This is a genomic window from Acinetobacter gyllenbergii, from assembly GCF_001682515.1.
Classification (GTDB): Bacteria; Pseudomonadota; Gammaproteobacteria; order Pseudomonadales; family Moraxellaceae; genus Acinetobacter; species Acinetobacter gyllenbergii.
On record NZ_KV575261.1, the window covers coordinates 90,508 to 115,383 of the forward strand.

At 40.6% G+C, this 24,876-nt stretch carries 28 protein-coding genes; 11 read left to right on the top strand and 17 right to left on the bottom strand.

Annotated features, from left to right (window positions below):
* Position 1: 1 nt before the first annotated feature.
* A complete protein-coding gene (locus tag NG55_RS00455; RefSeq protein WP_023269739.1) occupies positions 2–976 on the bottom strand; it encodes an NAD(P)H-dependent flavin oxidoreductase in 975 nt (324 codons plus the stop codon).
* A gap of 251 nt (positions 977–1,227) precedes the next feature.
* The gene (locus NG55_RS20925; protein WP_023269738.1) at positions 1,228–1,383 is read right to left on the bottom strand and encodes a hypothetical protein; all 156 of its coding nucleotides are present in this window, start codon (positions 1,381–1,383) and stop codon (positions 1,228–1,230) included.
* A gap of 24 nt (positions 1,384–1,407) precedes the next feature.
* Here NG55_RS20925 and NG55_RS00460 point away from each other — a divergent pair, with 24 nt between their 5' ends.
* A complete protein-coding gene (locus NG55_RS00460) occupies positions 1,408–1,707 on the top strand; it encodes a DUF3817 domain-containing protein (RefSeq protein WP_065341969.1) in 300 nt (99 codons plus the stop codon).
* A gap of 74 nt (positions 1,708–1,781) precedes the next feature.
* On the opposite strand, the gene NG55_RS00465 is transcribed toward NG55_RS00460, so the two are convergent.
* From NG55_RS00465 to NG55_RS00485, 5 genes are all read right to left on the bottom strand, one after another.
* Complete coding sequence (locus NG55_RS00465) at positions 1,782–1,964, bottom strand: zf-HC2 domain-containing protein (protein WP_065341970.1); 183 nt, start codon at positions 1,962–1,964, stop codon at positions 1,782–1,784.
* Entirely contained in the window at positions 1,958–2,578 is a 621-nt protein-coding gene (locus tag NG55_RS00470) for an RNA polymerase factor sigma-70 (RefSeq protein ID WP_065341971.1), read from the bottom strand. Before NG55_RS00470 ends, NG55_RS00465 begins: the two co-directional genes overlap by 7 nt.
* A complete protein-coding gene (locus NG55_RS00475) occupies positions 2,575–3,333 on the bottom strand; it encodes an HvfC family RiPP maturation protein (RefSeq protein WP_065341972.1) in 759 nt (252 codons plus the stop codon). Before NG55_RS00475 ends, NG55_RS00470 begins: the two co-directional genes overlap by 4 nt.
* Positions 3,284–4,144, bottom strand: coding sequence for an HvfB family MNIO-type RiPP peptide maturase (locus NG55_RS00480; RefSeq protein ID WP_065341973.1), 861 nt, complete (start codon positions 4,142–4,144; stop codon positions 3,284–3,286). The genes NG55_RS00475 and NG55_RS00480 overlap by 50 nt, the downstream gene beginning before the upstream one ends.
* A gap of 69 nt (positions 4,145–4,213) precedes the next feature.
* The gene (locus NG55_RS00485; RefSeq protein ID WP_065341974.1) at positions 4,214–4,522 is read right to left on the bottom strand and encodes an HvfA family oxazolone/thioamide-modified RiPP metallophore; all 309 of its coding nucleotides are present in this window, start codon (positions 4,520–4,522) and stop codon (positions 4,214–4,216) included.
* Positions 4,523–4,684: 162 nt separating this feature from the next.
* Between NG55_RS00485 and NG55_RS00490 the strand changes: the two genes are divergently transcribed.
* From NG55_RS00490 to NG55_RS00500, 3 genes are all read left to right on the top strand, one after another.
* Positions 4,685–5,299: an HvfX family Cu-binding RiPP maturation protein gene (locus tag NG55_RS00490; RefSeq protein ID WP_065342682.1), complete on the top strand. Its 615-nt coding sequence runs from the start codon at positions 4,685–4,687 to the stop codon at positions 5,297–5,299.
* Between the two features lie 152 nt (positions 5,300–5,451).
* A complete protein-coding gene (locus NG55_RS00495) occupies positions 5,452–6,135 on the top strand; it encodes a heavy metal response regulator transcription factor (protein WP_004653555.1) in 684 nt (227 codons plus the stop codon).
* A complete protein-coding gene (locus NG55_RS00500) occupies positions 6,125–7,507 on the top strand; it encodes a heavy metal sensor histidine kinase (protein WP_065341975.1) in 1,383 nt (460 codons plus the stop codon). The genes NG55_RS00495 and NG55_RS00500 overlap by 11 nt, the downstream gene beginning before the upstream one ends.
* A gap of 62 nt (positions 7,508–7,569) precedes the next feature.
* Here NG55_RS00500 and NG55_RS20930 read toward each other — a convergent pair whose 3' ends face one another.
* The 5 genes from NG55_RS20930 to NG55_RS00520 form a co-directional block, all read right to left on the bottom strand.
* Positions 7,570–7,719 carry a hypothetical protein gene (locus NG55_RS20930; protein WP_016540074.1) on the bottom strand — a complete coding sequence of 50 codons (150 nt, stop codon included), beginning with the start codon at positions 7,717–7,719 and terminating at the stop codon, positions 7,570–7,572.
* A gap of 152 nt (positions 7,720–7,871) precedes the next feature.
* The gene (locus tag NG55_RS00505) at positions 7,872–8,900 is read right to left on the bottom strand and encodes a M20/M25/M40 family metallo-hydrolase (RefSeq protein ID WP_065341976.1); all 1,029 of its coding nucleotides are present in this window, start codon (positions 8,898–8,900) and stop codon (positions 7,872–7,874) included.
* A gap of 183 nt (positions 8,901–9,083) precedes the next feature.
* Positions 9,084–10,547: an indoleacetamide hydrolase gene (gene iaaH / locus NG55_RS00510; protein WP_065341977.1), complete on the bottom strand. Its 1,464-nt coding sequence runs from the start codon at positions 10,545–10,547 to the stop codon at positions 9,084–9,086.
* Between the two features lie 85 nt (positions 10,548–10,632).
* Complete coding sequence (locus tag NG55_RS00515) at positions 10,633–11,346, bottom strand: response regulator transcription factor (protein ID WP_065341978.1); 714 nt, start codon at positions 11,344–11,346, stop codon at positions 10,633–10,635.
* Positions 11,347–11,449: 103 nt separating this feature from the next.
* Positions 11,450–12,475: an AraC family transcriptional regulator gene (locus tag NG55_RS00520; RefSeq protein WP_065341979.1), complete on the bottom strand. Its 1,026-nt coding sequence runs from the start codon at positions 12,473–12,475 to the stop codon at positions 11,450–11,452.
* 113 nt (positions 12,476–12,588) lie between these two features.
* Here NG55_RS00520 and NG55_RS00525 point away from each other — a divergent pair, with 113 nt between their 5' ends.
* The 4 genes from NG55_RS00525 to cueR all read left to right on the top strand — a co-directional run bounded on the left by NG55_RS00525 (position 12,589) and on the right by cueR (position 18,181).
* On the top strand, positions 12,589–14,121 hold the full coding sequence (locus NG55_RS00525) for a flavin-containing monooxygenase (RefSeq protein WP_065342683.1): 1,533 nt from the start codon (positions 12,589–12,591) through the stop codon (positions 14,119–14,121).
* Positions 14,122–14,964 (top strand): SDR family NAD(P)-dependent oxidoreductase, encoded by an 843-nt coding sequence (locus tag NG55_RS00530; RefSeq protein ID WP_065341980.1) that lies wholly within the window; start codon positions 14,122–14,124, stop codon positions 14,962–14,964.
* 260 nt (positions 14,965–15,224) lie between these two features.
* Positions 15,225–17,711, top strand: a complete 2,487-nt coding sequence (locus tag NG55_RS00535) for a heavy metal translocating P-type ATPase (protein WP_065341981.1) — start codon at positions 15,225–15,227, stop codon at positions 17,709–17,711.
* A gap of 11 nt (positions 17,712–17,722) precedes the next feature.
* Complete coding sequence (cueR, locus tag NG55_RS00540) at positions 17,723–18,181, top strand: Cu(I)-responsive transcriptional regulator (RefSeq protein WP_016540066.1); 459 nt, start codon at positions 17,723–17,725, stop codon at positions 18,179–18,181.
* A gap of 99 nt (positions 18,182–18,280) precedes the next feature.
* Here cueR and NG55_RS00545 read toward each other — a convergent pair whose 3' ends face one another.
* The 5 genes from NG55_RS00545 to NG55_RS00565 all read right to left on the bottom strand — a co-directional run bounded on the left by NG55_RS00545 (position 18,281) and on the right by NG55_RS00565 (position 22,938).
* A complete protein-coding gene (locus NG55_RS00545) occupies positions 18,281–18,469 on the bottom strand; it encodes a heavy-metal-associated domain-containing protein (protein ID WP_004653564.1) in 189 nt (62 codons plus the stop codon).
* A 106-nt stretch (positions 18,470–18,575) separates the two neighbouring features.
* Positions 18,576–18,917, bottom strand: a complete 342-nt coding sequence (fdx, locus tag NG55_RS00550) for an ISC system 2Fe-2S type ferredoxin (protein WP_065341982.1) — start codon at positions 18,915–18,917, stop codon at positions 18,576–18,578.
* Positions 18,918–19,024: 107 nt separating this feature from the next.
* Complete coding sequence (gene copM, locus NG55_RS00555; protein ID WP_016540064.1) at positions 19,025–19,336, bottom strand: CopM family metallochaperone; 312 nt, start codon at positions 19,334–19,336, stop codon at positions 19,025–19,027.
* Between the two features lie 277 nt (positions 19,337–19,613).
* Positions 19,614–21,818, bottom strand: coding sequence for an OsmC domain/YcaO domain-containing protein (locus tag NG55_RS00560; protein WP_065341983.1), 2,205 nt, complete (start codon positions 21,816–21,818; stop codon positions 19,614–19,616).
* Positions 21,819–22,065: 247 nt separating this feature from the next.
* Positions 22,066–22,938: a LysR family transcriptional regulator gene (locus tag NG55_RS00565; RefSeq protein WP_065341984.1), complete on the bottom strand. Its 873-nt coding sequence runs from the start codon at positions 22,936–22,938 to the stop codon at positions 22,066–22,068.
* A gap of 89 nt (positions 22,939–23,027) precedes the next feature.
* On the opposite strand from NG55_RS00565, the gene NG55_RS00570 reads away from it, so the two are divergent.
* From NG55_RS00570 to NG55_RS00580, 3 genes are all read left to right on the top strand, one after another.
* Entirely contained in the window at positions 23,028–23,921 is an 894-nt protein-coding gene (locus NG55_RS00570) for a DMT family transporter (RefSeq protein WP_065341985.1), read from the top strand.
* Positions 23,922–24,013: 92 nt separating this feature from the next.
* A complete protein-coding gene (locus tag NG55_RS00575; protein WP_016540060.1) occupies positions 24,014–24,373 on the top strand; it encodes an ArsR/SmtB family transcription factor in 360 nt (119 codons plus the stop codon).
* A complete protein-coding gene (locus NG55_RS00580) occupies positions 24,351–24,821 on the top strand; it encodes an SRPBCC family protein (RefSeq protein ID WP_016540059.1) in 471 nt (156 codons plus the stop codon). Before NG55_RS00575 ends, NG55_RS00580 begins: the two co-directional genes overlap by 23 nt.
* The last annotated feature ends 55 nt before the right edge of the window (positions 24,822–24,876 follow it).

Genomic DNA, 24,876 nt, shown 5'->3' on the forward strand with positions numbered 1-24,876 from the left:
CTTAAAGCATGAGACGTTTTCTTGCTGCAAGATATTCTCTTTCAAGCCGACTTACCAGTTCTTCAACAGAAGTGGTGGCTTTGATTGCATTTAAACCTTGACCACATCCCCAGATATCACGCCATGGTTTGACCTTGTGCTGTGTACCATCTTCATTCGGTGTACTGAAATCCATATCTTTCAGATTACCTTCAGGTAAATGAGCAGGATCAAGACCCGCCGCGCGAATACTTGGTGCAAGATAGTTACCATGTACACCAGTAAATAGGTTGGAATACACGATCTCATCTGAATTATGATCGACAATCGCCTGCTTATAAGCGTCTTCAGCATTAGCTTCATGGGTGGCAATAAATGCTGAACCAATATAAGCAAAGTCTGCCCCCATTGCCTGCGCAGCAAGAACCGCATCACCCGTAGAGATCGCACCCGATAAAGCCAGCGGTCCATCGAACCATTCGCGGATTTCCTGAATTAATGGAAATGGACTCTTCACGCCTGCATGACCACCTGCACCTGCTGCAACCGCAATCAAACCGTCCGCCCCTTTTTCTATGGCTTTCTTGGCAAAGGTATTATTGATGACGTCATGCAAGACCACACCACCATAGCTATGGGTGGCATCATTGATCTCGGTTCGTGCACCCAAAGACGTAATCACAATCGGTACTTTGTATTTGACGATGAGTTCCATGTCATGTTCAAGACGATTATTGCTTTTATGCACGATCTGGTTAATTGCAAAAGGTGCCGCAGGTCGCTCTGGATGTAAAGCATTATGTTCAGCAATTCCTTCGGTAATTTCTTTCAACCATTCTTCCAATTTTTCAGCAGGTCGTGCATTCAATGCCGGCATCGAGCCAATTACACCTGCTTTGCATTGAGCCAACACCAGCTTGGGCGTACTAATAATAAATAGCGGCGAACCAATTACAGGGAGTCTCAGATTTTTCATTAATTCTGGAATTTTTGACATTCGTTTTATCCTTAAGATACTCATCATTTCAAATAGATATAGCTAATTTTAGAAATAAGAAGCATTTCACTTTTATAGATTCACTTCATCATATCGAGATAAAAGAGTTTATGCAACAAGTTGCATAAACTTTAGATTCACATTCGCCTTCTAATACAAACAACAAATTATTCGAATAAAAAAAATTATTATTTAATTAAATATCAATATATTAAAAATTAAACAGACTTAATTTTAATCAACATAGATTCTTACCCATCATGGTCATGCCTTGAATCTGTAGCAAATTCTTTTCTTTTGCTACCATACGATCCCCCTTTTACTAGCATGATCAAATAAGAATCGTTACCAACAATATCAATGCGATAGTGCTTAAAGATGATATGCTGCGTTAATTTTTGATTCATTTATTAATCTCCTGGAGCTAAGTGATGAGCGTGATGACAAAAAAATTGCAACAACTGCGATTTGCCTCTGTACTCGAGGCCGTGACTTTATTGTTGTTATTTGTTGTGGCAATTCCCTTAAAGTACGCATTTGATTTACCGATCGCGACAAAAATCATGGGACCTATTCATGGTCTGGCGTTTTTATTTTATCTTTGGAACTTAGTGCGCACCGCTTCACTCTGGTCTGGCATTGAATTGTTCAGATTATTTGTGCTGGCCTTTATTCCATTGGGTGGTTTCTTTAACGAAAAATACATCGCACAACGTCAAGCCAAACTATAAGTTTTAGATATTGATCACAAAAAAGGAAATCCGATGATTTCCTTTTTTTGTTTGGAGAACATGACACAAACAATCTATTTTTGATCAACCTGCCTAAACGCTTTTGCAAGTTGGCTTAAACTCTTGATTTGTTTGCCATAACGGCGGCAGGAACGACAAGCCAATACATGTAGCTGTAGATGTGTCTGCTCAAGTCGTAATAATGGCCTATCCTGCTTTTCGGATAATAATTGGGTGGCTTGGCGGCATGTCAACATGAACAATCCTCCTGCAATAACCATTTATTTTCTAAACATTCACGTAACCGTGTTCGGCTGCGATACATCAATACATTAAAATGTGAAACTGTCAGTTCAAGTTTCTCACAAATTTCAGTGCTACTCAGCTCAATCATTTCACGCAGCATAAATACCTGCGCATATTTAGCAGGTAGATGATTGAGACAAGCATCAAAGATTATCCAGAAATCTTGTTGCTCCATCATCTCTTCTGGGCTTAGCCAAGCTTGCGGCGCTTCATATTTATGCCAATGCCCTGAAGCATCAAATAAGGCCTCTATACTGAGTTCACTTTCTTCATCGCTAAAGAGTTCACTCATACTGACTAAACGAGATTTCTGCCGAATCAAATCAATAATCTTATTTTTAAGAATCGCAAACACCCAAGTTTTAAAAGCCGCCCGTCCTGTAAATGAATCTAGATGTTGAAAGGCACTGGTCAGTGCTTCCTGAACCACATCTTCCGCCTGCGGCAATGAAGCAAGCTGCAAGACAGCGAATTTAATCATTTGCTGTCTTAAATCTTGTAAAAAAGCAGGATTGTGCAACTGATGAAGTAGATCATCATGATCTGGTGCTGAAGCTGAATTCATCCCTGTATCTCATCATTATTATGCGGAACGTGAATTAATCTTAACCGAGTTAAGAATGCTTTTAACCCATAGATTTGTAGTTGCACCTCCTCTTCATCAAAATCAGGAAGTACTGATTTAATCAATTGTTGTAGCGCTTGTTCAATGACCTTATTCTGTTGGATCAATTCGATCATCGCAGCGTATAAAGGTGACACGACCTCAACACAGACCTGATCAAGATCATCCCGCCATACCAGAATAGCGCTTGGCACTGGTTCCACCTGTTCAAGCTTCATGGTTGTTGTCCAGCGATAAACAGGATATTGATAGGCCAATATCCATACTTGGGTAGTCAATTGCCAGTCTTGATCTTCTGTCAGAATCGGCATTTCGATTTCTACCGTATCTAAATAGAGTTCAAGCCATTCATATTGTAATAACTCTGCCAACCAAGGGAATTCTTGCAGTGCAGGATGTTGCTGGGTGCTTAAGTATTCTCGAAACTGTAAAGAAATATCATTGTATAATGGTGATTGGCACTGTGATTTCTGAAAAAATTCTGCTAATAACGGTTGCCATTTCGGCTCCGTCAACATACTACGTGCAACAGGAAATACCAAGTTGATAAATGAACAAACATTATTAAATAGCAAATCCCGATAGACCTGCATGCGCTGCGCTGAAAAGTTTTGTGGTAGCTCTAATTCAGGATCACGAATCCAGTCACAAAACTGTCGCTGCGTGGTATGAAAGGAGATTGGCTTTGCCTTCATCACGACCCTCCTGCTGCATATTTTTGATACTGGTCAATTCATCTTGTAACTGTTGCCAGGATGGAATGTTAAAGTCTCGTTCCAGTAAGGTGGGTTTAACTCCACAAACCTGATAGGTATATCCAAGGAGTTGCCAAACTGGATCACTAATTTCAGCACCATGGGTGTCGATCAACAGGTTTTGTTCAACTTGTTGATGTCCCGCAATATGTAAATAACGAATTCGCTCTTTCGGCATTGCGTCAATAAATGCATAAGCATCACTGCCATGATTCACGCTATTCACATAGACATTATTCACATCCAGTAGTAATTCACAGTCTGCTTTGAGCAGTACTTCACGTACAAATTCAGCTTCACGCATTTCTGCATTGGGCATTAAATAGGTGGAAACATTTTCGATCACCAGTCGCTGTCCTAAAATATCTTGCACACGTAAAATTCGTTCAGCTACATATTTAACCGCTGCTTGTGTCATCGGAATCGGTAATAAATCATATAAATAACCACCATCATGGGTATAACTTAAATGTTCTGAATAAATCGGTACTTGATAACGTTGTAGAAAATTTTTAACTTGTTGGATAAATTCATAATTAAGAGGATGCGGCCCACCAATGGATAAAGACAGTCCATGACAGATTAAAGGCGCTTTCTCTACACATTGGGCTAAAAGTTTGGCATGCCGACCCGCAAAACCCATCCAGTTTTCAGGAGCCACTTCGATAAAATCGGGATGTGACTCAGCATTTATAAATTCATCAATAAATTCACGCCTTAGCCCAAGACCTACACCTAACAATTCAGCCATGCATACACTCCTTTTATTGAAATAATGTCGATCTAAGCTTTAGACCGACATCCCCCATGATCGAATGGTTTATTTGGCACCACACTTGCCGTCAGCCACTTTTTTATCAGCGCCGCATTTTGCATCAGCTGCTTTCTTGGCTGCGCCACACTTGGCATCCGCAGTTTTTTTTGCAGCACCACATTTGGCTTCAGCAGACTTTTGCTGTTGTTTTGCTTTATTGGCGCCACATTTCGCTTCACCGCACTTTCCATCAGCAGCTTTGCTTGCATGGGCTTCTGTTGCAGTTGTCGTTGCGGCAACGGTCACTTGGCTTACACCAGCAACTGATAATGCCAATAATGCTGCAACTGAGGTCATTGAATTAAGTTTGCTCATCGGTCTATTCCTTTTAAGGTAAATGCTCGGTTTGTACACAGGTACATAGAGTTAGACGGAGACAAACAGGATTTATTACAATGCAAATAAAAAAATTTAATGTAAGAAATGCAATCCTCGCCCGACTAAAGATGAATCAGTCCTATTCGGTGTGAAATGACCATGAAAAACATTGTTTATTCTCTCGCTCAGCACTATCAAAACATTTGCATGGTACTCAAACATGCAGATGGCATTGCAGCACTTGCCTTGCGATGCTACTTAGTTCCGATCTTTTGGATGGCAGGCACAAATAAGCTCATGCATTTTCAAAATACGGTGGAATGGTTTGGCAATAGCGATTGGGGCTTAGCTTTGCCTTTTCCCTATCTGATGGCAACATTAGCAACTTCGACCGAACTCGCAGGCGCGATTCTTTTAGCCCTCGGTCTTTTTACCCGCTTAATCAGTATCCCATTGATCATCACCATGTTCGTGGCTATCGTTACAGTTCATCTACCAAATGGCTGGCAGGCTATAGCTGATCCGAATGCACCCTTTGCCAATCCTCAAGTCTTGGCCTCCGCTGAGAAATTGGAAAAGGCACGAGAAATTTTAGAAAACTATGGCAATTATGATTGGCTAACATCAAGCGGTTCATTGGTCATACTGAATAATGGAATTGAGTTTGCAGTGACCTATCTGATTATGCTGATTGCACTGATAGTCCTCGGTGGTGGTCGTTATTTCAGTGTAGATTTTTGGCTTAAACAAAAGATAGTGAAGCATCTTTCCTAAAATCAAATTCAACATGCATAATGCTATTATTTTTAAAAGTTAATTGATTAATGTCGAGAAGCTGACAGCAATATTACAATTTTGTCATTTATAAAACTCTCATTCTCTTTAACGCTAAAATGACACGATAAAACTTTAGGCGCGATGAAAGCATGCGAATACTTCTAGTTGAAGATGAACAAAAAACGGGTGACTATCTGCAAAAAGGCTTAACCGAAGCTGGTTATGTGACGGATTGGAGTCAGGATGGTATCTCAGGTTTACATCTTGCTGTAACGGAACAATATGACCTGATTATTTTGGATGTGATGCTACCGAAACTGGATGGCTGGAAAATCCTCACTGAAATTCGTAAAGTAAATACTTTCCTCCCAGTGCTGTTTCTTACGGCCAAAGACCAGATTGAAGATCGAGTCAAAGGCTTAGAACTCGGTGCAGATGATTTCCTGATTAAACCCTTTGCCTTTGCTGAATTACTCGCACGGATTAAAACTCTATTAAAACGTGGGCAAATTAAAGAAGAGCAAACCTTCTATGCCGTTGCAGATTTACATCTTGATTTGATTAAACGGCGTGTGGTGCGCTCTGGACAACGGATTGACCTGACCGCCAAAGAGTTTTCATTATTAGAACTATTTATGCGCCGTCAAGGTGAAGTCTTACCTAAATCACTGATTGCTGCACTGGTTTGGGATATCAATTTTGATAGTGATACTAACGTGGTCGAAGTCGCAATTCGTCGATTGAGAAATAAAATTGATACCGATTTTAGCCCCAAACTGATTAGAAACATCCGTGGCATGGGCTATGTCCTAGAGATCGAAGATGAGAAATAAGTTATTCCGTTCAATTGGCTTTCGAATCAGTTTTATTTCTACCTTATTCACGACGCTGATCTTGATCGTCATGGGAATATTCGTCAATCAACATGTGGTCAATTATTTTTATCAACAAAACCAAAAAGAAATTGAAGGCAAAATTCAACTGATCGAAAATCTCTTCCAACAAAAACCAAGTAATTTTAAAGATGGTTTAGATGAAGCCTTGATTGGGCACGATAATCTGGTGATCCAGATCAAACTAGCAAATGGCCAAACCATTTATAACAAAAAGAATAACCATGCGGACCTGAGCCAATTGATTCAAAATAAAGATGGGCAATGGATTAACTGGAAAAATAAGGATCAGAATTATCAAGGTATCATGATCAATAAAAACCTTCGCTATGATCAAAGTAATCAAAACATGCAAATTATTGCTGCGATTGAAGTGACTGATAATTACTACTTCTTGCACTCTTTTAAACGGCAGTTACTGATGATTGGTCTACTCGGTGTGATTGGCCTGATGTTTTTAGGTTGGTTAGCCACTTGGCAAGGTCTTGGCCCGATTCGGAAAATGGCAAAACTGTCAGAAAACATTTCTGCAAATAATCTGTCCAACCGCCTTGATCTGAGTAATATACCAATTGAACTCACACCATTGGCAACTGCATTTAATGACATGCTGAACCGTTTAGAAATCTCAGTCGATAAACTTTCTGCATTCTCAAGTGATTTGGCCCATGAAATCAGGACGCCAATCAATAATCTCATGATGCAGACCCAAGTTTCCTTGACCAAGCCAAGAACCATTGAGCAATATCAAGATGTATTATTTTCAAACTTAGAAGAATATGAACATCTGGCAAAAATGATTTCAGATATGTTATTTCTTGCCAAATCGGATCACAATCTCGCATTGAAAAACAAAAAGGAAATCGATTTAAAGCAAGAAATGCGGGTACTGTTTGAATACTTTGAAGCCTTTGCCTCAGAAAAGCAGATACAGCTCAAGCAAACAGGTCAGGCATCTATTCAGGCCGAACCTGCGATGATTCGTAGAGCCTTTAATAATTTAATCTCGAATGCAATTAAATATGGCGAGTCAGACTCGACTTTAGAAGTCAGGCTCAGCCAAAATGATCAGCACTCGATCATTCAGATTAAAAACAAAGTGTCTACTGAAATGCAGACTTTAAGCCCTTTGCAGCTTTCTCGTTTCTTTGACCGCTTTTATCGTCTGGACTCATCACGACACAAGGCCGAAGATGGTACAGGTCTGGGGCTGGCCATTACCAAGTCGATTATCGAAATTCACGGCGCGGAAATTGATGTATTTATCGAAGGAGAAAATATTGTCTTTCGAATGATTTTTAAAGTCGAATGACTGCAACATATAAAGAACCCTACAATTTGGGAGAAATTGTAGGGTTCTTACAAAATTAAATCCTAGTTTGCCTGATTTTGACCATTGCCACCTTGTACAGTTGCATTACGCTCTTGGTTTTTTTCCAAGAACATTAAACCACCATCTGCATAACTTAAGCTCGCTGTTGTCGCAAATGATAGGATAAAGATGAGTTTAACCAATGCTTTCATTTCTATTCACCTATTCTCTCTTAACTTCCTATAGGATAGAACAGGCAGTCCAACAACAGCATGACCTGAAAATGACAATTTTGTCATTTCTATTGCAGGCTTAACCGTACAATTGACTCATCAAATATACAAGATCTCTCAATTCGATCTTATTATTTATCTAGGACTGTTAATAAATGAATAACTGCATCACCTGCCAATTGCATTGACTTTGGATCAACCTGCTCAATCGTATCACATGCTTTGTGATAACACGGCGCGAACTCAAGTTCATCCCCTTTCATTTGCTCATTAAACAAGATGACAGCAGTCACTGGAACTTTACCTAAGAACGGCGCTGTATCACTGGCAGTTAAAGTCGAAACATCTTCTTTAATTTTGAGATTTTTTGCTTTAAAAAACGCCTTAAGCGTTTCTTCTAATGCTAAATCACCGGCATGGCTCGGTAGACTACGCAAACCATCGAGTAAGGGCTTATAGTCCTGTTCCTGCATGCCACGCTCTTTTAACATTTTTTCCATCTCATCCACAGATGATTTATCTCCATCTGCAATCAGTATTTCAGGATTTTTAGTACCGACCATATCAAGATTGATATAAGCTTTAATCGACTTTAATTGTTCAGCAGTCAGCTTCTCCACATACGCTTGAGAACCCGCAATACCGACTTCTTCTGAGTCCCAGAATGCCAAATAAATGGTGTTTTTCGGCTGTATTTTTTGGCTCGATAATTGTGTCATCAAGTCGAGCAATAAGGCCACGCCTGATGCATTGTCATTGATGCCAGGCCCCATTTTGACCGAATCATAATGTGCACCGAGCAAGATCACGCTTTGTGTTGATTCACCAGGAATCTCTACAATAATATTTTGGCCTTTGGTTTTTTCCCGATTTTCAAAAGTCTGAATCTCTGTTTTAAAACCTGCTTGCTTGGCTTGATTTAAAATATAATCTGCACTTGCCAAACCGCCTTGCGTACCCACAGCGCGATTGCCACCATGCTGTTTGGCAATTTGTTCAAAAGCCTGTAAATGCGTCATCATCTGTACTGCATCCAGTTTTAAACCAGATTGACTCACATCTTCTATTTTTTCTTTGGAATGTGGCTCGTTTTTTTGACAGCCACTGATTGCAAACATGCTACTTAAAACACAAACACCTAAAAATTTATTAAAAAACATAAAACAAATTTAAACCGTTTTTATAAAGTACGCTTAATACTAGATTTGCATCTGTGGATTTGCCATTTCAATTTGTATCATTTGTTCTTATCGATCTAATCAGAATGATATCGGTGCTTATTTCAAATGACAAACAAAGCCCATTCTCAATGAAACGGGCTTTGTACTGAGACCGAGGTTATTTTAGTGATGATTTAAACCACTAAAAATCTGTTCTAATACTTGCCCAATCGCCAATATTTCATGATCCGTATGCGGTAAACCATCAATTTCCAATCCAATTGGTAATTTTGATTTTTCTCCAACACCAATCGGCAAACTTAGCCCTGGTAAACCAATATTACTGCCTGGGTCGGTATTACGAATAAGTGCTTGAAAATTTTCAATTGAACTCACTTGCTCATTTGCCAGTGGCGCAACAATGGCAGAGGTTGGAAAAATTAAAGCATTCAGTTGATGCTCACTGAAGGTTTTCTCGTAGAGTGAAAGCAATTGTGGTCGAGCCGTTGTGATCGCATCGTGATATAAAGCTTCGACTGCCACAGGTTGACCCGTTTCATCTACAATCAATTCAGGTAAAATATTCTGCTTAAAAAGCTGCTGCACATCTGGGCTTGAAATTTGCTCCACAATAGCATCTATATCTATTCCGATCTCATGTTTCTTTAAATATTCAATCAGGTCATATTTGCCTTCGTAGATCACCACAGGAAATGAAATACGATGATTCAGTTGCTCTAACTCAGGCATTTCTACACGGATGATTTCAATTCCAGCATTTTTTAAAAGTTGTAGTGCCTGATCAGCCTGTTGCTTAACCTCTTCATCCAGATCTTCCCAAAAATATGCACATACCCCAAGCCTGATGAATTGCGTCGATATACGAGCTGGGATCTGTTGTTGAGTAATCAATTGATCAATCAATATGATATCTGATACCGAATGTGCCATTGGGCCTGCGGTATCTCGTGTATGCGAGATTGGCGTAATACTCTCTTGAGTATAGCGTCCAACCGTTGGACGAAAACCAACACAGCCATTCAAGGCACTGGGTAATCTGACCGAAGCTCCTGTATCCGTTCCAATAGCAATAGGAACCATACCTGCGGCAACTGCAACGGCACTTCCAGAAGAAGAACCACCCGCAATATGTAAAGGATTCACCGCATTGCGTGTGCCAACAACCCCGTCAATATGCATTGCAGTGTTATAGCCTGTGACCCCAAATGCCAGCTCATGCATATTGGCTTTACCCACAACAATCGCACCTTGATCAATCAATGCTTGAATCACTGGAGCCGTTACTTTGGGTCTGAATCTGGTTAAAGCAGGGGTTCCTGCCGTATTGCTAAAACCAGCAACATGAATATTATCTTTAACCGCCAGCAATACCCCGATTAATGCAGGACAAGGTTTACCTTCTTCAATCGATTGATCCCAAAACTGAGCCTGCTGAAGCGCTGCAGCATAATCAAGACTAATAAAAGCATTGAGGGACTGCTGCGCATCAATCTTTTCAAAATAGAAATGGACCAATTGTTCACAAGAAATTTTGCGCTCAGCAACCAATGCTGTAATTTCCTTGATTGTCGCTCTATGCAGTTGAAATTCTTGGTCCTGATCTACCTTTTCATTCACATTTAACATTTTGACTTAAAATCCATTTAAGTAATTATTTTTATAATTTGTACCGTTTTAAATCTATTGAATATCCTCAAAATTGAGGAGATCATTAAGCATGCATCAATGCAGCCATTTCGGTACGATTATGACAACCCATTTTTTTCATGGCACTTTTTAAATGCGTTCTCACCGTGGTGAAGCTGATATCCAGTAAGTTGGCAACATATTTATCACTCAATCCCTTGCACACCAACATGACCACCTCTTCCTCCCGCTGGGTCAAACCGTATTGAGTTGATAAACCTATCGCTAAGGCTTGGGTCATATAAGGTTCAAGCAAGTTTAAAATTCTCTTTTCTCGTTCACTAAACATCGCTGAATCTTGAGCACGCCAAATACGTAAATCACCTAGATCTATCCCATCTCGGACAAAATAGATATTTAACCCATGATACAGACCATAAGGGCGTAGAAACTCATTGTAATAATCGGTTTTTTTTAATTCTGATATAGAAATGATTTCATTAACGAAAGTTGCTTGTTGCCGTTCCCGCAGCCGAGACGTAATCGGGTCATCGTGCTGCCAAATACGGTCATATTCTAGAATTGCTTTAGGATCGATTTGCCACATAATGCCTTGTTTGGATAGATGCTGTTTTGCATCCCAAATATAAGAAGCAGCAAAATCAGCTCTTAATAAAGTCGCGATATCCACCAACATTGTTTCACGTAAACTCTCCTGTCCTTTTCCAGAACCTAATTTCCATAATATTTCTGACAAAAGACTAAATTCGGATGGACTTAAGTCGTGTTCTAAAAGCATTACCTGCTACCTTTCTATCTTCCTGACACCTGCCCACTCTAGAATAAAGATGAACAGTTATTCCTTTTCGTTAATCTTTTATATGCCACTGAGTCGTTATTTTCTACACTTTATTTTTTAATCGGCTTGCATGTGGTGTTTTGCCGTACCAACGTTTATAAGCATGTATAAAACTGGCGGGTTCAGCATAAGCTAACCATTCTGAGATTTGCTCAATCGAAGTTTGGGTTGAAGACAAATATAAATCTGCCAGAATTTTTCGGATGTCCTCCCTGATTTTAATAAAGGTGGTTTGTTCGTGAGCTAAATAACGCCGTAAGGTTCGGGAGTTTAGGCATAAACGATTCGCAACTTCTTCCATTGAAGGAATTTCCCCTCTGCTATTCATTAAGATTTGCTGAACTTGCTCGGTATATTTTTTTTGAGATTGCCGCTTGTCCAATATTTGTTGGCATTGTTGTTCAGCTGAATGTAACACCAGCTCATTAGCCATACTGAGCTTTTGATCTATTTTTTCGGCATTTAATACAACAAAGTTTTTTGATCCACCAAATTCGGGTGTAATGCCAAATAACTCTCGATAAGACTGAATTTCTGCCTGAGGCTGAAAAGCAAATACAACTTTTTGGCACAGATGCTCTCGAATCAGATCTTGTTGAACTGTAATCAAGGCAGCAACATCTCGCTCAATAATAAATTGCCATAAAACTTGCGGAATCCTTTCATCAACCACAATTTCGATTTGAATATTACCAGTCTCTGGGTGTTCTGATACGAGAAACTGACTAAAAGCAAAAGATAAAGGAAAATAAGCCAAAGCAAAGTTGAGTGCTTCACGAATATTCGCACTGCTAATCAAGCCTAAACCTAGACAGCCAAAGGCAGTAAAGTGATAACGCTGGCCAACGGCTAAGCCAAGGGACGGTCTCTGTCCAAATTTTTCGACTAAATTACCGATAAGCTGTAATTCTTGCTGTCCAGTCACCAGCATATTCGGATCGAGTAGCTGTTGCTGCTCCAGTCCAGTCCCCTTGAGGATCTGGGCATGACTCACGCCCAGTTCAGAAGCAAAATCTGCCATGAGACGAACACTGTGGATACTACGTTCATATGTCCATAAGTACTTCAAGCATATTTCTCAATGTCCGCTAATCACAATATTTTGTCCTCATCCATCCTCTAAATCAATGCATGAAACGATTATTCTGCGAGCTATACATGATTTTTTTTCTCGAGTCAGTTATGTTGAAACAACAATTATCTTCAAATAAAAATATTCGTATCGCCATTATTGGAACAGGATTTGGTGGTTTAGGCTTGGCGATTCAGCTGAAACTTGCTGGGTTTGAACAATTTACCTTATTTGAAAAAGCGAATGATGTCGGGGGTGTCTGGCGTGACAATACTTATCCTGGCGCTGCCTGTGATGTCCCTTCTCACCTATATTCTTTTTCTTTTGAACAGGAGCTTGGCTGGAAAAATCGCTATGGTTCATCACAGGAAATTCACCAATATTTAAAACATTGCACTGATAAATATCAGCTTTATCCGCATATCCAATTTAATACTGAAATTGTCAGTGCGGACTTTGAAGCAACACAAGGTGTTTGGCATATCCAAACACGAACAGGAGAAAAATTCGAGGCAGAATTTCTGATTGCAGCCGTTGGTCAACTCAATCGGCCAGCCTATCCTAAAATAAAAGGACTGGATCGTTTCAAAGGCAAAAGCTTTCACTCAGCGCGTTGGGATCATGACTATGATCTGAATAACAAACGTGTGGCTGTGATTGGTACCGGTGCCAGTGCGATTCAGTTTGTGCCTGAAATTGCCAAACAAGTTGCTCATCTAGATATCTATCAGCGTTCCGCACCTTATGTCATTCCCAAGCCAGACCGTATTTATTCAAAATTGGAACGAAAAGTTTTCCAAAAACTACCGATTCTACAAAGTCTTGATCGCGTCTTTCAATATAGTTATAACGAAATTCGCCTTAAAAGCTTTACTGCAACGCTGAATGAAATTCCTTTGGCGGAATATATTTTTCAGCGGCATATCCGTGAAGAAATCAAGGATCCTCATTTTCGCCACCGTCTGATGCCCGACTACCCGATTGGTTGTAAACGTATTCTGATTTCTAATCATTGGTATCGAAGTCTGGTTCGCCCCAATGTCGAGGTGATCAATACCGCAATTCAGGAAGTCACTGAAACAGGTATTATCGATAAAGATGGGAAAGCACGTGAAGTCGATGCCATTATTTATGGAACAGGTTTTGCTGCAACTGAGTTTATGGCACCGATGCAAATTACTGGACTCAATGGCAAGACCCTCAAACAACAATGGGGAGATGGTGCAGAAGCTTATTTAGGCTTAACCGTGAGTGGCTTTCCTAATTTCTTCATGCTGTATGGCCCAAATACCAATCTTGGGCATAACTCAATCGTGTATATGATTGAAAGTCAGGTGAACTATATTCTAGATGCAGTTCAGACCCATATCCAAAACAATTTATCCTTTACCGACCTGAAAGGTGAAATCCAGACCCAGTTTAATCAGGAAATCCAAGAAAGAATGAAGTCAACCATGTGGTCACAAGGTTGCACCAGTTGGTATCAAACCGCGACAGGGAAAAATACCAATAATTGGCCGGGTTTCACATTGGAATATCGTCAGCGCACGCGTCGTTTTGATCTGGAAAATTATACTCAAATTGCAAAATCCTCACCGACGGCTGTTCAGATACAAGCTTTAGAAAAACAAATGGCGGTTTAAATGAAATCATTCAATAACAAAGTTGCAGCCATTACAGGCGCAGGTTCAGGAATCGGTCAGGCACTTGCAATTGCATTGGCAAAACAAGGCTGCCATCTGGCTTTATCAGATGTAAATGAGTTCGGTCTGGCCAAAACCCAAACTTTATTAAAGTCATATCCAGTCAAAATTACAGTACAAGTGCTTGATGTCGCTAATCGTCAAGACATGGCAAATTGGGCTAAAAGCGTGGTTGAACAGCATCAGCAAGTCAATCTGATCTTTAATAATGCGGGAGTTGCCATCGGCAGCACCGCTGAAGGCGTTAGCTATGAAGATCTTGAATGGTTGATTGGGATTAATTTTTGGGGTGTGGTATACGGCACCAAAGAGTTTTTACCCTATCTAAAACAAAGTGGTGATGGACATGTCATTAATATTTCAAGTATGTTTGGGCTGACGGCGCAGCCCACTCAAAGTGCTTATAACGCGAGTAAATTTGCAGTTCGCGGCTTTACCGAGTCTTTACGTCAAGAACTCGATATACAAGATTCAGGCGTGAGTGCAACCTGCGTACATCCAGGTGGAATTCGGACCAATATTGCTAAAGCTGCGCGGATTAATAACAGTGTCGAAATGTTAGGGATGGACCCTGTGAAAAGTCAGCAAGCTTTCGACAAAATTTTAAGAACACCCGCTGATGAGGCAGCAAATCAGATTCTTAGCGCCGTACTCAAAAATAAACGTCGCCTCCTCATTGGTGCAGATGCCAAAGCGGTAGATCTCTTGCAACGAATTCTGCCACAGGGGTATCAAAAGATATTTGCCACAGCCACTGCCTTACAAGCGAAATTTTTACAATAAATTAAGTTTTTCTATGGATTGACTTGTATCTGATCAAGCTAAGGGTCAATCCATGGATTGCTATCTTTTCCTATAAAGCCGATAGAAACATAATGACTCAGAATAAATAGATGAATAGGACCAGTTTTAATCCTGTTCAAAGTACAATTCTTTCTTCGCATTTATAAATAACAGCCTAAAAGTTGATAAATCTGCTTGACCTTCCCATAATGTCAAGGTCTATGCTGAAAGCAATCAGATCATCTCTATAGGTATAACTTATGGAAACGCAAACAAAAACATCGCCGAATAATATGAAAGTCAGCCTGCAGGTTGAAGGTATGACCTGTGCCAGTTGTGTCGGCCGAGTTGAAACTGCACTCAACAAAGTTGACGGCGTCCAATCTGCCTCTGTAAATTTAGCCACAGAACGTGCAGATATTACCCTTGCCAAACCTGTCGATCGACAGATACTGATTCAAGCGATTGAACAAACAGGTTATGACGTCCCTGCCAGCAAGGTCGAGTTATCGATTGAAGGCATGACCTGTGCTTCATGTGTTAGTCGTGTTGAAAAAGCCCTGAATGCGGTGAGTGGCGTAGAAACAGCCAATGTCAATTTAGCCACAGAACGCGCTACCGTAACAGGTACGGCTAGCGTGGAAAGCTTAATCGCAGCCATCGATAAAGCAGGTTACGATGCCAAAGAGATTCAAGCATCCATTCCTGATCAAAGCGAACAACTCGAGAAAAAAGATCAAGAAAGAGCTGAGCTTAAGCGAGACTTGATTATTGCGACAGTTTTAGCATTGCCTGTGTTTATTTTGGAAATGGGCTCTCATTTAATACCAGGTGTTCATCATCTGATTGAACAAACCATCGGTATGCAAAATAGTTGGTATCTCCAATTCATTTTAACCAGCTTGGTCCTGATTATTCCGGGTCGCCGTTTTTATAGCAAAGGTCTCCCTGCTTTATTCCGTTTAGCACCTGATATGAACTCTTTGGTCGCAGTCGGCACATTAGCAGCCTATCTATTTTCTTTGGTTGCGACTTTTACACCAAATTTGCTTCCCGCTGGAACGGTAAATGTCTATTACGAAGCCGCCGCTGTGATTGTGGCTTTAATCTTGCTCGGTCGCTTTCTTGAAGCCAAGGCCAAAGGTCGAACATCAGAAGCCATTCAGCGTTTAGTCAGCCTACAAGCAAAAGTTGCCCATGTTTCTCGTGATAATCAGGTGGTCGATATTCCGATCGATCAAGTGCTTGCGGGCGATTTCGTGATTGTAAAGCCGGGTGAAAGAATTCCTGTTGATGGTGAAGTGATTGAAGGCCAAAGCTTTGTCGATGAATCAATGATTACTGGTGAACCGATTCCTGTTGAGAAAAACGTCGGCAACCAAGTGGTGGGTGGAACCATTAACCAGAATGGTACTTTAAGTTTTAAAGCAGTTGCTGTCGGTGGCGATACCATGCTGGCGCAGATCATTCGTCTGGTCGAGCAAGCGCAAGGCTCTAAAATGCCGATTCAAGCTGTGGTCGATAAAGTGACTTTATGGTTTGTACCTGCGGTAATGATTGCTGCACTACTCACCTTCCTTGTCTGGCTAATTTTTGGTCCTTCTCCTGCATTAACCTTTGCACTGGTCAATGCCGTCGCTGTGTTGATTATTGCCTGTCCCTGTGCCATGGGCTTGGCAACACCAACGTCGATTATGGTTGGTACTGGACGTGGTGCAGAACTTGGCATCCTATTCCGTAAAGGTGAAGCATTACAGTTGTTAAAAGATGCCCAAGTGGTTGCGGTGGATAAAACAGGTACCTTAACTGAAGGTCATCCAGTACTCACTGATTTCGAGGTAACAGCAGCCTTTGAGCGAAATGAGGTGCTTAGTCGAGTTGCAGCTGTTGAATCTCTTTCAGAACATCCGATTGCCAAAGCGATTGTCGATGCAGCTAAACATGAAGGTCTGTCACTCGCAAAAGTTGATCGCTTTGATTCAGTGACGGGTATGGGTGTCAATGCTACCGTAAATGAAAACCAGAACATCTATATTGGTGCAGACCGTTATATGACTGAACTTGGACTGGATATCACGCCATTTTCCCATACAGCACAACGTTTGGGCGATGAAGGTAAATCTCCACTCTATGTGGCGATTGATGGCACTTTGGCAGGGATTATTGCAGTTGCCGATCCAATCAAAGACACCACTCCTGCTGCCATTCAAGCACTACATCAACTGGGTCTAAAAGTCGCCATGATTACCGGTGACAATGCGCGTACCGCACATGCGATTGCCAAACAACTCGGGATTGATGAAGTGATTGCCGAAGTTCTACCTGAGGGTAAAGTCAATGCCGTACAGGAATTGAAAGCAAAATATGGCAATATTGCCTTTGTGGGTGACGGTATTAATGATGCACCAGCATTGGCTCAAGCCGATGTGGGTCTTGCGATTGGAACAGGTACAGATGTTGCGATTGAATCTGCGGATGTCGTACTGATGTCTGGGAACTTGCAAGGCGTTGCCAATGCAATTGCCCTCTCTAAAGCAACCATTGGCAATATTCATCAAAACTTGTTCTGGGCCTTCGCTTATAACACCTTATTGATCCCTGTGGCTGCGGGTGTGTTGTATCCAGCGTATGGCATCTTAATGTCGCCGATTTTTGCCGCAGCGGCAATGGCACTTTCAAGTGTGTTTGTACTGGGTAATGCCTTACGTTTACGCCGTTTCCAACCGCCATCTGTAGCTAGAGGCTAATGGAGGATCCTATGAATATTGGTAAAGTGTCTCAAGCTTCAGGTGTGACCACCAAAATGATTCGTTATTACGAGCAGATTGGTTTAATTCCAGCAGCGGGTCGCAGTAATGCAGGCTACCGCTCTTATTCTGACAATGATGTGGAACGTTTAAAATTTATCAAACGTAGTCGTGAGTTAGGATTCTCAGTTATAGAAATTACTGATTTACTCGACCTATGGAATAATCGCAACAGACATAGCGCTGATGTAAAGCAATTGGCGCAAGCACATATCCATAAGCTAGAACAACGTATTCAAGACCTAGAGCAAATGGCACAAACACTCCAGAACTTGGTCGATTGCTGTGCGGGTGACAATCGCCCCGACTGTCCGATTCTGGAAGGCTTAAAAGAGCCAAGTCATGAAATGAAGGACATCCATCATCATAATGATTTGCTCTCGCTATCCCCACTCACTGGGCGCAAGTAGAACAGCATAAAAGGCGATCTTATGATCGCCTTTTATTTTTTATCCATTCCATAGATACAAAAAAGCGGCTATATCAGCCGCTTTGTATTCATCTACAGATTAACGTGGTGGAAAACCGGCTTCTGATAAAGCCTCAACTACTTGTTGCTGTGAGGCTGTAGTTTCAACTTTAACACTGCGGTTAGGTGGATCAGTAATCACTTTTGCATTGGCGTCTACCGCTTGGATTGCACGGGTTACGCCACGTGCACAGCCACCACAGGTCATATTTTCAACATGAAATTCCATCGTAAAACTCCATTCGGTTATTTAAGAAGATATACACACTATAAAGGTTACCATAATGGTAAGGTCAAGCCTTTTACACATTAAAATAAATACTATTTTCAGGTGATCACTTTTTCTTTTCTGACACATAGTTGACGGTGTATTTAGGAATCTCGATTTCTAAAGACTGATCCTGAATATTCACCTGACAACAGAGTCTTGATTCTGGACTCAAGCCCCACGCCCGATCCAATAGATCAGCTTCTATATCCCCCATGTCCTGTAAATTTTCAAAGCCTTTACTTACAATCACATGGCAGGTGGTACAGGCGCCTGATAGATCACAAGCATGTTCAATGTTAATCCCATGATCAAGTAAGCTTCTACAGAGGTTTGCGCCAGGTTCTATTTCAACAACAGCCCCTTCTGGACAGACTTTTTCATGTGGAAGCACGGTTATCTTAGGCATAATTGCTACCTTTCTATCTAATTACGAAAAACTGTAATCAATAAAAGACTGTTGTGATTCAACCTCTTACTGATGGAACTATCAAATCAGGAATAAGATCGAAAGCTTTATAATAGATGCCTTGTTAACCAAGCATTGATCACTTTAATTTCAATATCTTGTGCCAAAATAATATTTTTTGCCAGCATTCGAATTTCTGGGTCAAAACCATATTTCAAGGCGACCTTGGCCATATCCACGATGACTTGATGATGTGGAATCATTCCACGCATAAAATCGATGTCGGCATTGCCTGTATAATTGATTTGCATATCAACCTGCATACGGCTCTTTAGTTCCATATAAGCACGCGTAGAGAGACTATAAATATCACTTGAATCATTTTGGTTAGGCGTTATTGCCGATTGTTGTTCACTCATTATTGTTTCCTTTCTATTCAGCAGCATCACATTCATTTCAGATGTGATTGATATGCTATATGGATGAAAATAAAGGAAGTGACACCGTCAATAGATGAGAGTTTCTATTTCATGTGGCACAGTTACCTTTATGAAAGACACTGTAGTCCTTCCAATAATTGCAAGGTCAAGCTATCCATTTACTAAAATTTTGAGTGACTAAAAAACAAAGTTTTATCGGCTCTAAAAAAAAAGTGCATGATCAACATGCACTTTTTAAAACAATATTTATTGTGTTTTAGCCATTTAAGCCAACCGCTTTCGCACGTGCTTTATGCAATTTCTTATAGCTATCAATTAAACGTAAATGACGATCAAGCCCTTCCAGTTTCATACTGGTTGGGGTGAGACCATAGAAACGAACTGTGCCTTCAACAGAACCCACTACAGCATCCATACGCTCATTGCCAAACATACGGCGGAAATTGGTTTGGTAGTCTTCAAGCTCCATTTCATCATCGAGTAAGACTTCCAGCACCACATTCATGCATTGATAGAACAAACCACGTTCTACCGTGTTGGTATTGTATTGCAAGAAAGTCTCAACCAATTCTTTCGCTTCTTCAAACTGCTCTAAAGCAAGATAGATCAACAGTTTTAATTCAAGCAGGGTTAATTGTCCCCATACCGTATTGTCATCAAACTCAATCCCAATCAAGGTGGTGATTTCGGTGTAATCGTCCAGTTCACATTCTTCTAAACGCTCAACTAAAGCTTCCAGTTGCTCTTCATCTAAACGATGTAAATTGAGAATATCTTCACGGAATAAGATCGCTCGATTGGTATTATCCCAAATTAAATCTTCAACCAGATAAATTTCAGAATAATCAGGTACCAAGATACGGCAGGCAGTTGCACCTAAATGCTCATACACTGCCATGTAGACTTCTTTGCCCATTTCTTCAAGGATGCCGAACAATGCAGCTGCTTCTTCAGCATTTGAATTTTCACCTTCATTGGTGAAGTCCCACTCAACAAAATCATAATCCGATTTGGCGCTAAAGAAACGCCAAGAGACCAAACCGCTTGAATCAATGAAGTGTTCAACAAAGTTGTTTGGTTCAGTGACTGCATTGCTTTGGAATGTCGGTTGCGGTAAATCGTTTAAACCTTCAAAACTACGGCCTTGCAACAATTCAGTCAAACTACGCTCTAAAGCCACTTCCAAACTTGGGTGCGCACCAAATGAGGCAAATACGCCGCCTGTACGTGGGTTCATTAAAGTCACACACATCACTGGGAATTGACCACCCAATGACGCATCTTTTACAAGGACTGGGAAGCCTTGTTCCTCTAAACCTTGGATACCTGCCACAATACTTGGGTATTTTGCCAATACCTCTTGTGGCACATCTGGTAAGGCAATTTCACCTTCTAAAATTTCACGCTTAACCGCACGTTCAAAAATTTCAGATAGGCATTGAACCTGCGCTTCTGCCAAGGTATTGCCGGCACTCATACCATTACTGAGATATAAGTTCTCAATCAGGTTTGATGGGAAATAGACAATTTCATCATCGGATTGACGTACAAAGGGCAATGAACAAATACCACGTTCCGTATTACCTGAGTTGGTATCGTATAAATGTGTACCCAGCAATTCATCATCTGGGTTATAAATTTCGAGACAATATCCATCCAAAATTTCTTTGGGTAATTCGCCATTTGGACCCGGTTTAAACCACTTCTCATCTGGATAATGTACAAATTCTGCATTGGCAATGTCCTCACCCCAGAATTGGTCGTTATAGAAGAAGTTACAATTTAAACGCTCAATAAACTCACCCAAAGCCGAAGCTAAAGCACTTTCTTTGGTAGAGCCTTTACCATTGGTAAAGCACATTGGTGATTGTGCATCTCGGATATGCAACGACCAGACATTTGGTACGATATTGCGCCAAGATGCAATTTCAATCTTCATGCCTAAACCAGCTAGAATTCCTGACATATTGGCAATGGTCTGTTCTAATGGCAGATCTTTACCCGCAATATAGGTGCTGCTTTCCGAAGCAAGGCTTGGCATCAACAAAGCTTGCGCATCAGCATCAATACTTTCAACTTCTTCAATGATAAATTCTGGGCCCGTTTGGATTACTTTTTTAACCGTACAACGGTCAATTGAACGTAAAATGCCTTGCCGGTCTTTTTCAGAAATATCAGCAGGTAATTCCACCTGAATTTTAAAAATCTGTTTATAGCGATTTTCAGGATCAACAATATTGTTTTGTGATAAACGAATGTTATCGGTTGGAATATCACGTGCAGCACAATACACTTTGACAAAGTAAGCCGCACATAATGCAGATGACGCAAGGAAATAATCGAATGGGCCGGGTGCAGAACCATCGCCTTTGTAACGAATCGGCTGATCGGCGATTACCGTAAAGTCATCAAACTTCGCTTCTTGTCGAAGATTGTCGAGATAATTAACCTTGATTTCCATGCGTGCACCTAAATATTCTTACGTGTTGCAAGCACATAAGATTGAAAATATTGAACTATAAGCCGAATCGTGGATAAGCAATAGACTTAAAAAAGTGTGGCTAAGGTCATCTCGTCACGGTATCTAAACACTGACCTTAGTAATGATGGACGCTATTATAGAAGTATTTTGTGTAATTGATAACTTTTGTCTGTTTTTCTAGCCTATTTATGAACAATTAACCCAGTTTTTCGATATTTATCAAGAATTAGAGCTGCATCGCAATCTCAACAAAGGCTTTTGCAAGTGGTGTCATCTGCTGATTATTTTTTACCGCCAAACCAATTGAGCGTTTGATATTGGGAGATAATGGTCGTTTTACCACATTGGGGTACAACTGTAGAATATTTTTGTCTAGCGCTAAATCCGCCACAATTGAAACGCCAGCACTGTGATTCACCATATTTAAAATCGACAAAATTTGCGACAAGTTATATTTAATCTGTGGCGTGAGTTGCGCAGTCTTAAATAGTTGCATGACATGGTTTTGACTACCTGCACTGGTCAAGATAAAAGGATACTCAATCAGCTCTTGTAATTGCACTGCAGGCTTTTGTGCAATCTCTAAATCCGCTGGCAATAAAGCAACAAAAATATCCTCCAACACAGCAAAGCTATCAAAACGGGGTTCAGGCAACACCACAAAACCAAGATCAACTTTGCGTTCATCTATCCATTGCATGACCTCTTTATCAGTACCTTCCATGAGTAATACTTCTACATCAGGATATTGTTGCGCAAACTGCTTTAAAATAAGCGGAATCAGCACATTGGAAGATGATGCACCAAAAGATCCAATCCTTAAGATTCCAGTTTTTAGACCTTTGAGATCCATCACTTCTTGATGAATAATGCTAGAAACGTTCAAAATTTCATTCACATAAGGTAGTAAGCGTTGCCCTGCAGCAGTTAACTCCACTTCATTGTTATTTCGATAAAACAGCTGAGTTTCCCATTTCTTTTCCAATGCTTTGAGTGCATGTGAAATTGCAGACTGTGAAATATTCAGTTGCTGCGCGGTATAGGTAAAATTTCTTAATTCTGCCAGCTTTGAAAAGATTTCAAGTTGAGTCAGCGTCATAACACATCATTCATGAGTAAAAGCTCATTTTACTATAAAAATAAATTAGTTTTACGATTTGGTTTGATTCTGTTTGGATTAAACATCTCATGCGCCACTTAGCCATTTCCCTTTCCAGTTCTACGGTTTATTTTAAGCTGGTCTGTGTCGCTTTGATGTGGGGAGGCACCTTCATCGCAGGACGTATTGTTGCAGCAGAGCTCTCTCCAACCCTATCTGCATTCTTACGTTTTATGCTCGCCGCACTTCTGCTTATTCTCTTATTGCTGAAGACTACGGGCAACTTTCCAAGCCTTTCAAGCCAACAGCATTTTTATGCCATGTTAATGGGGTTAACAGGGATCTGTGCATATAACCTATTTTTCTTTGCCGCATTATCTCGAATTGAAGCAGGCCGAACCGCATTATTTGTGAGCTTATCACCAGTCCTGACGGTTTTGGCCATGCGGATATTCTTTCAGGAAAGGCTGAAAAATATCAATTATTTCGGGGTTTGCATTGCCCTAATCGGAACCCTGACCGTGGTAAGCAAAGGTGCGTTTTTTAGTGCCTTGCAGCAAACCTTTGGTCTGGGGGAAATAATGATGTGTGGTGCCGTATTGAGCTGGGTGATTTATACGCTCAGCTTTAAACAAACCCAAGCTTCTGCATTAACCATGACCACCTATGCGGTACTTTGGGGTACAGGTTTTCTTTTAATCAGTGCATGGCCTGAATTGGGTTATCACGTGTTGACGGATATTTCATGGAATAGTTGGCTATCCATTCTCTATTTAGGTGCTTTTGGGACAGTATTGGCATTTATTTGGTATGCACAGGCTATTCATCGCATTGGGGCATCAAAAACCATTATTTTTACCAATCTAGTCCCTATTTCTGCAGTTTTATTGGCGTATTTTATTTTGAAAGAACCGATCACATGGTCTATGGCAGTGGGTGCAGCCCTCAGTTTCATCGGTATCTTGTTAGTTAATAAAGCTTAAAAACAAAGTGCTATCTATCATCTTTAAAAAACTTAGCCATTTAGCTAAGTTTTTATTGACACGCGATCAACAAATGTACAATACTTAGCTCTATGGCTAAGTATGATTCTAAACTCGATTTGTTATTCAGTGCTCTCAGTGATCCAACGCGTAGAGAAATACTCACTCGGCTGTCTTTCGGGTCAGCATCGATCACTGAACTGGCTGAACAACATGATATGGCCCTGCCATCTTTTCTAAAACATTTAAATAAATTAGAGGAAGCAGGACTTATTCACTCAGAAAAAAATGGACGAATCAGAACTTGTGCACTGAGCCCCGAAGCATTCACCCCCATGCAAAATTGGTTAAGTGAACAACGGGCAATCTGGGAACAAAGACTAAATCAATTTGATCGTTACGCACTCGAATTAAAAAGGAAAAGAGAAAATGAAACTGGATCCAAAAACTGACTTAAAACTCGAAAGAGTGATCGATGTACCACGTGAACTGGTCTGGGAATGCTGGACCACCCCAGAGCATATCAAACACTTCTTTATTCCTCGCCCCCACTCGATTAAAGCCTGTGAGATTGATTTAAGAGTCGGTGGAAAATTCAATACCGTCTTTGATGTTGATGGTAATGAAATCAACAATCAAGGTGTTTTTTTAGAGGTGATTGAAGGTGAAAAACTAGTGTTCACCGATACCTATACGGAAGATTGGAAACCTGCTGAAAATCCATTTATGACTGCAATTCTGTTGCTTGAAGATGCAGGCAATGGTGCAACCAAATACACTGCAATTGCCAGACATCGTAGTGCTGAAACACGTCAGCAACACGAAGACATGGGTTTCTTTGAAGGTTGGGGAACCGTGGTTGATCAACTGGTTGAATATGCTAAAGCTCTAAAAGCATAATCGACACATGACATATAAAAAATTCCTCAAAGCTTAAATTGTTTGAGGAATTTTT